The organism is Falsiroseomonas oryzae, assembly GCF_027856955.1.
GTDB classification, from domain to species: domain Bacteria; phylum Pseudomonadota; class Alphaproteobacteria; order Acetobacterales; family Acetobacteraceae; genus Falsiroseomonas; species Falsiroseomonas oryzae.
This window is the reverse complement of the sequence record NZ_JAPSMD010000303.1, coordinates 1-6,643: the sequence shown is the minus strand read 5'-3', so window position 1 is coordinate 6,643 and position 6,643 is coordinate 1. Positions and strand designations below refer to the sequence as shown.

At 72.9% G+C, this 6,643-nt stretch carries 6 protein-coding genes; 4 read left to right on the top strand and 2 right to left on the bottom strand.

Annotated elements, in window-relative coordinates; genetic code table 11:
* A partial coding sequence (locus OZN99_RS22410; RefSeq protein ID WP_270937478.1) for a hypothetical protein occupies positions 1 to 253 on the bottom strand: 253 nt, incomplete at its 3' end.
* A 124-nt stretch (positions 254 to 377) separates the two neighbouring features.
* Between OZN99_RS22410 and OZN99_RS22405 the strand changes: the two genes are divergently transcribed.
* From OZN99_RS22405 to OZN99_RS22390, 4 genes are all read left to right on the top strand, one after another.
* A complete protein-coding gene (locus OZN99_RS22405; protein WP_270937477.1) occupies positions 378 to 1,961 on the top strand; it encodes an ABC transporter substrate-binding protein in 1,584 nt (527 codons plus the stop codon).
* Between the two features lie 187 nt (positions 1,962 to 2,148).
* Positions 2,149 to 3,564 carry an amidohydrolase family protein gene (locus tag OZN99_RS22400; RefSeq protein ID WP_270937476.1) on the top strand — a complete coding sequence of 472 codons (1,416 nt, stop codon included), beginning with the start codon at positions 2,149 to 2,151 and terminating at the stop codon, positions 3,562 to 3,564.
* A gap of 26 nt (positions 3,565 to 3,590) precedes the next feature.
* A complete protein-coding gene (locus OZN99_RS22395) occupies positions 3,591 to 4,562 on the top strand; it encodes a Bug family tripartite tricarboxylate transporter substrate binding protein (RefSeq protein ID WP_270937475.1) in 972 nt (323 codons plus the stop codon).
* A 2-nt stretch (positions 4,563 to 4,564) separates the two neighbouring features.
* On the top strand, positions 4,565 to 5,713 hold the full coding sequence (locus tag OZN99_RS22390) for a mandelate racemase/muconate lactonizing enzyme family protein (RefSeq protein ID WP_270937474.1): 1,149 nt from the start codon (positions 4,565 to 4,567) through the stop codon (positions 5,711 to 5,713).
* A gap of 15 nt (positions 5,714 to 5,728) precedes the next feature.
* Here OZN99_RS22390 and OZN99_RS22385 read toward each other — a convergent pair.
* Positions 5,729 to 6,643: Bug family tripartite tricarboxylate transporter substrate binding protein (locus OZN99_RS22385; protein ID WP_270937473.1), on the bottom strand; the 915-nt coding region annotated here is incomplete at its 5' end.

Genomic DNA, 6,643 nt, shown 5'->3' with positions numbered 1-6,643 from the left:
CGGCGCTGCCGGCGCGGGCCTCGGCGCGCAGCACCGCCACCACCTCGTCCGGGGCGCGCGTGACCTCGGCGCTCTCGCCGATATGCAGCGCCGTCTCGGCCAGCGGGGTCTGCTGCGTGGCGGGGGCGGCCGGAGGGGCGGCGGCAGCTGCGGGGGCTGGCATCGGGGCCGGCATCGGCACGGGCGGCGGCAGCGTCTGCGCGCCCGCGGGCAGGGTGATCAGCAGGCCGAGCAGGGCGGCGGGGTGGCGCATGGCGTGTCGTTCCTTCCGGTTGGCGCCAGCATGGCACGTTCCGCGGCCCAGGTTGATCCGCTCGCGGTTGACGCGCCCGCCGCCGCGGCGGAGGCTTCGCTCTCAGCCCGAGGGGAGACGAGAGATGCGCGCCACCCTGCGCCCCTGGACCCTGGCCGCCGCCGCCATGTTCGGCTTGGCGCTGACGCCGCCGGCCGCGGCCCGCAACTTCACCTGGGCCTTCAACGCGGACGTCCTGACGCTCGACCCGCATTCCTCGAACAACACCTTCACCAACGCCTTCCTGGGCAACGTCTACGAGGCGCTGGTGCGGCACAACGACCGGATCGAGATCGAGCCGGCGCTCGCCGCGAGCTGGGAGCGCACCAGCCCGACCGTCTGGCGCTTCAACCTGCGCCGCGACGTGGTGTTCCACAACGGCGAGAGCTTCGACGCCGACGACGTGCTCTTCACCTGGCGGCGGGTGAACGCGCCGGGTTCGCTGGCGCGGGGCCTGCTCGGCCAGATCAAGGACGTGCGCAAGCTCGACCAGCATACGATCGAGATCGAGACGCACCGCCCCTTTCCGATCCTGCTGGCCTCCATCACGCAGTTCTACATGATGGACGAGGGCTGGAGCCGCGCGAACAACGCGGAGAACCCGGCCAACCTGGCGCAGCAGGTGGAATCCGGCGCGACGCGCGCGGCCAACGGCACCGGCCCCTTCCGCATCACGGAACGCCGGCCGGACGAGCGGACGGTGATGGAACCACATGCGCGCTGGTGGGACCGCCCGGTGCACAACCTCACGCGGGTCACCTTCCAGCCGATCCGCTCCGCGGCGACGCGCACGGCGACCCTGCTCTCCGGCGGGATCGACGCGAATGTGGAGGTGCCGCTGCAGGACATCCCGCGCCTGCTGCAGGACCAGCGGGTGCAGGTGATCGAGGGCCCGGAGCTGCGCACCATCTATCTCGGCTTCGACCATGAGCGCGACCAGCTGCTCTACTCCGACGTGCAGGGCCGCAACCCGCTGAAGGACCGCCGCGTGCGGGAGGCGATGTACCGCGCCATCGACGTGGACGCGCTGGTGCGCGGCGTGATGCGCGGCAAGGCCTGGCCGGCGGGGATGATGGTGTCGCCCTACCTCGCCGGCGCGCCGCAGGACCTGAACGAGCGTCTGGCCTTCGACCCGGAGATGGCGCGGCGACTGCTGGCGGAGGCGGGGTATCCGAACGGGTTCAGCGTCGGCATCGTCTGCCCGAACGACCGCTACGTGAACGACGAGCGCACCTGCCAGGCGATCGCGGGGATGCTGGCGCGCGTGGGCATCCGGCTGCAGCTGCAGAGCGAGCCGACGGCGGTGTGGTCGCGGCGCACGGCGAATCGCGACTTCTCCATGTTCATGCTGGGCCATGCCGGGCTGCCGCTGGCCGACAGCTACTCCACGCTGAACGAGGTGCTGCGCACCGCGTCGCAGACCACCGGCGGGCTGAACTATGGCCGCTGGTCCAACGCCGCCTTCGACGCGCTGGTGGCGCAGGCGGCCGAGGCGCCGGACGAGCCGAGCCGCCAGCGCTTCATCCGCGAGGCGCTGCAGATCGAGCGGGCCGAGATCGCGCATGTGCCGCTGTTCCAGCAGCCCATCGCCTGGGCGGCGCGGCGCGGCATCGATCTTCGCCAGGCGCCGGACAACCGGCTGCGGCTGTGGCTGGTGCGGGTGGAGTGACGCCCCTCACCCTCTCCGTGCGTCTCCCTCTCCCCCCTCGGGGGGGTCGGACGCCAAGGGCGTCCGGTGGCGGGGTGAGGGGGGGAGCCGCGCGCGCAACCCATCACGCCCAGCCTCTCCTGACCCACCCTCACCCCGACCCTCTCCCGCCCTGCGGGAGAGGGAGAAGCAGAGCAATCGCCAGACCATGACCGACCTCCTCATCCGCCACGGCACCGTCATCACCATGGACCCGCAGCGCCGCGTCCTCGAGGACGGCGCCGTCGCGATCAAGGATGGCCGCATCGCCGCCGTCGGCCCGACGGCCGAGGTCGCCGCCGCGCACCCCAGCCCCGCGCGGGTGATCGAGGCCCGCGGCAAGGCGATCCTGCCGGGGCTGATCGACGGCCACGCCCATGCCGGGCACGGCCTGGTCAAGACCATGGGCAACAACGACAGCGCCGCCTGGTCGGAAGCCTGCCGCATCATCTACACCCTCGCCTCGCCGCCTAGCTTCTGGCGGGCGGAGGCGCAGCTTGCGGCCTATGAGCGGCTGCGCTTCGGCGTCACCACCGGCGTCTCGCTGCTCGGCGGCGGCGATTCCATCGGGCGCGTGGACGACCCGGCCTTCACCGATGCGCATGCGACGGCGACGGAGGAGGTGGGCATCCGCTCCATCCTCGTGCTCGGGCCGACGCGGCCGCCCTTCCCGCGGCCCTATGTCGGCCCGGATGGCGTGGAGCGCCCCGTCTCCTTCGAGCAGCAGCTGGAGACCATCACCGCGGGCGTGGAGACGTGGCACGGCAGGGGCAATGTTCGCATCGCCACGCTGATACCGGTGTATCGCGAGGCGAAGCACGACGCGGCGAAGGTGAAGGAGATTGAGCGCCAGGGGCACCTGGTGCGCGAGGCCGGGCGCAAGCGCGGCGCCTGGTTCCACCAGGACGGCCATCGCCAGGGCAGCATCGAGATGGCGGACCGGATGTTCGGCCTGATCGGGCCGGACAGCTGGCACAGCCACTGCACCGACCTGACCGATGCCGACATCGACACGCTGGTCCGCAAGGGCGCGAGCGTGGTGCACAACCCCTCCGCCATCGCGGCGGTGCGCGGCTATTGCCCGGCGCCGCGGCTGATGGAGGCGGGCGTCACGGTGATGATCGGATCGGACGCGACGGCGCCGGACCGCTCGGGCGACATGTTCCGCCACATGTTCCAGTGCATCCGCTACCACCAGCGCGCCTTCCGCGACGAGACGATGATCCCGCCCGGCAAGGCGCTGGAGATGGTGACGATCGACGCGGCGCAGGGCATGGGCCTGGCCGACACGCTCGGCAGCCTGGAAGTCGGCAAGCTGGCCGACGTGATCACCGTGGACCTCACCGGCCCGCACATGGTGCCGGCCAACATGCCGGTGGCGCGCGTGGTGTATTTCGCCAATGGCCACGACGTGCGCGACGTGGTGGTGGGCGGGCGCGTGCTGCTGCAGGACGGCGTCGCGCCGCATCTCGACCCCGCGGCGATCGTGGAGGCGGCGCGGCGCGAGGCGGAGGCGATGCTGGACCGCTCCGCGCTGCGGCACATGGTCGTCGAGGATCCGGGCTGGGGCCGCGTGCGGCGCTGACCGCGCACAGGGGGAGGACCAGACTCATGCGACGCCGAAGCCTCGTCGCCGCCGCTGCCGGGCTTGCGATCCCAGGCGCAGCACTCGGGCAAGCCTGGCCGACGCGGCCGGTGCGGCTGGTGGTGCCGGATGCGCCGGGTGGCGGCAACGACACCACCGCGCGCGTCTTCGCCCATCATCTGGAACAGGCGCTGGGCCAGCCGGTGCCGGTGGACAACCGCGCCGGGGCGGGCGGGCGGATTGGGGTGGAGAACGCCTTCCGCAGCCCGGGCGACGGCTCCACGCTGCTGCTGGGCAATGCGGGATCGAACGGCATCAACGCCGCGCTCTACCGCGACCTGCCCTACGACCTGGAACGCGACTTCGTGCCGATCTCGCTGCTGGTCACCGGACCGAACGCGCTGGTGGTGAACCCGCGGGTCTTCCCGGTGGACAGCGTGGCGGCGCTGCTCGCGGCGATCCGCGCGCAGCCGCGCGGGCACTTCAACTACGCGACGGCCGGCGCGGGCTCCTCGGCGCATTTCTCGGCCGAGCTGTTCAAGGCGATGACGGACACCGACATGGTCCATGTGCCGTTCCGCGGCGCTGCGGGGATGGCGCAGGCGGCCGTCGCGGGCGATGCGCCCTTCCTGATCGCCAACATGGTGAACGTCCTGCCCTTCGTCCGCCGCGGCGAACTGCGCATCCTGGCGGTGACCAGCCTGGACCGCTGGCCCGACCTGCCCGAGGTGCCGACCCTGCACGAGAGCGGCCTGGCGGGCTTCGAGACCATCGCCTGGAACGGGCTGTTCGGCCCGCCCGGCCTGCCGCCCGCCATCGTGCAGCGCCTGGTGCCGGAGCTGCAGCGCATCGGCCGGCTGCCCGACGTGATCGAGCGCATCAAGCTGCTTGGCGGGCAGATCGTGACGAGCCCGCCGGAGATGCTGGCCGCCCGCGTCCGCGCCGACATCGCCAAGTGGCGCGACCTGGCGCAGCGCGCGAACATCCGGATCGAGTAGCCATGCCCGGCATCGCCGCCATCGAGTTCCGCGGCATCAACGTCACGCCGAAGACCAACTGGTGCTTCCTGGAGGTGCGGACGGCGGACGGCCGCACCGGGCTCGGCGAATGCACGCTGTCCAACCAGGAGGGGCTGCTGGAGGCCGAGGCCGCGCGTCTGGCCGCCAATGTGGCCGGGGAGGATGCGCGGCACCGCAACCGCCTGGCGCGGCTGATCCCGCATGCGCCGGGCGGGCTGGTGGCGGCCACCGTGCTGTCCGCCTTCGACCAGTCGCTGGCCGACCTGGCGGCGCAACGCGCGGGGCAGCCGCTGCACCTGTTCCTGGGCGGCGCGCTGCGCGACCCGGTGCCACTCTATGCCAACATCAACCGCGGCGCGAACCCGCGCTCGCCGGAGGGCTTCGCGGCCGCCGCGCAGCGCGCCGTGGCGCAGGGCTTCCGCGCCGTGAAGCTGGCGCCCTTCGAGCCGCTTGTCTGGGAGGACGGGTTCTCCGACGCCAACCGCGCGGCCTATGCGGAGGGCCTGGCGCGCATCGCTGCGGTACGCGCGGCCGTCGGGCCGGGCATCGAGGTGATGGTGGACGCGCATTGGCGCTTTTCGCCGGGCGGCGCGGCGGGGCTGGTGCGCGACGTGGCGGAGTTCCGGCTGTTCTGGCTCGAATGCCCGGTCGCCGAGGCGAACCGCGCGGAGATCCGGCGGCTGCGCGGCATGGCCAACGACCGCGGCATGCGGCTGGCGGGTGCCGAATCGCTGGCGGGCCTCGCCGCCTATCGCCCGGTGGTGGAGGCCGGCTGCTACGATGTGCTGATGCCCGATGCCAAGCATGCCGGCGGGCTAGAGGAGATCCGGCGCATCGCCGCCCTGGCCCAGACCGCCGGCATCGAGATCGCGCCGCACAACCCGACCGGGCCGGTCTGCCACGCATACTCCGTGCACCTCTCGTCCCTCATCCCGAATTTCCTCCTGCTGGAAGTGCAGTTCGGGGAGACGGAGGCGTTCTTTGACATCGTGCAGGGCGAGTCGCTGCGCTTCGCGGACGGCGCCGCCAGACTGCCGCAGGCGCCGGGCCTCGGCGTGCAACTCGCGGCCGGCCCGCATGCGGCCTGGACGCGCATGGACCGGCCCTGGCTGGATCCGCGGCTGGGGTGAGTGCGGAGGCGCCGCTCAATCCGCCGCGCGCAGCCCGAGCCGCGCGATGACCGCGTTCCAGCGCGCCGCGTCGCGCGCCTGAAAGGTCGCGAAGGCGGCGGGCGAGGTGCCCAGGATCTCGCTGTCCGCGGCATCGAGCCCGCCACGCGCCGTCGGGTCGGATTCGACCGCGGCGCGAATCACCTCCGCCAGGCGGTCCGCCGCACCGCGCGGGAAGCCCGCGGGCGCGACCAGGCCGATCCAGCCGAAGAAGGCGGCCTCCGGCAGGCCCGCCTCCTCGAAGGTCGGCACCTCGGGCAGCGCGCCGATCCGGCGCTCGCCGGACTGCACCACGGCGCGCAGCCGCCCATCCTGCAGGTACGGCAGCGCGGCGAAGGGCTGGTTCAGCATCGCCTGCACGCGGCCGGCCACCAGGTCCAGCGTCGCCTGCGGAAAGCCGCGATAGGGCACGTGCACGAGGTCGAGCCCGAGCCGCGCCTTCAACTCCTCCATGGCCAGGTGGGTGATCGTGCCCGGTCCGATCGAGGCATAGCTGAGCGCCCCGGGATTCGCCCGCACATGGGCGACGAAGCCGTTCCAGTCGCGCGCCGGCAGCGACGGATGCACCGTGAGCAGCAGGGGCACGCGGCCGATCAGCGTGACCGGCGTGAAATCCGTCGCCGGATCGTAGGGCAGGGCCGGATTCATCGCCCGCGCCGTGGTGGTCGGCCCGCCATTCACGAAGCCGAGCGCATGCAGGTCGCGCGCCTGCGCCACGGCGGCCGCCGCCAGGGTGCCACCCGCGCCGGGCCGGTTCTCCACCACGAAGGGCTGCCCGAAGGCGGCCGCGAGATGCGGCGCCAGGCCACGGGCCAGAAGATCGGGCCCCGCCCCGGGCGGCTGCGCGACGACCAGGCGCACCGGGCGTTGCGGCCAGGGCGCCTGCGCCAT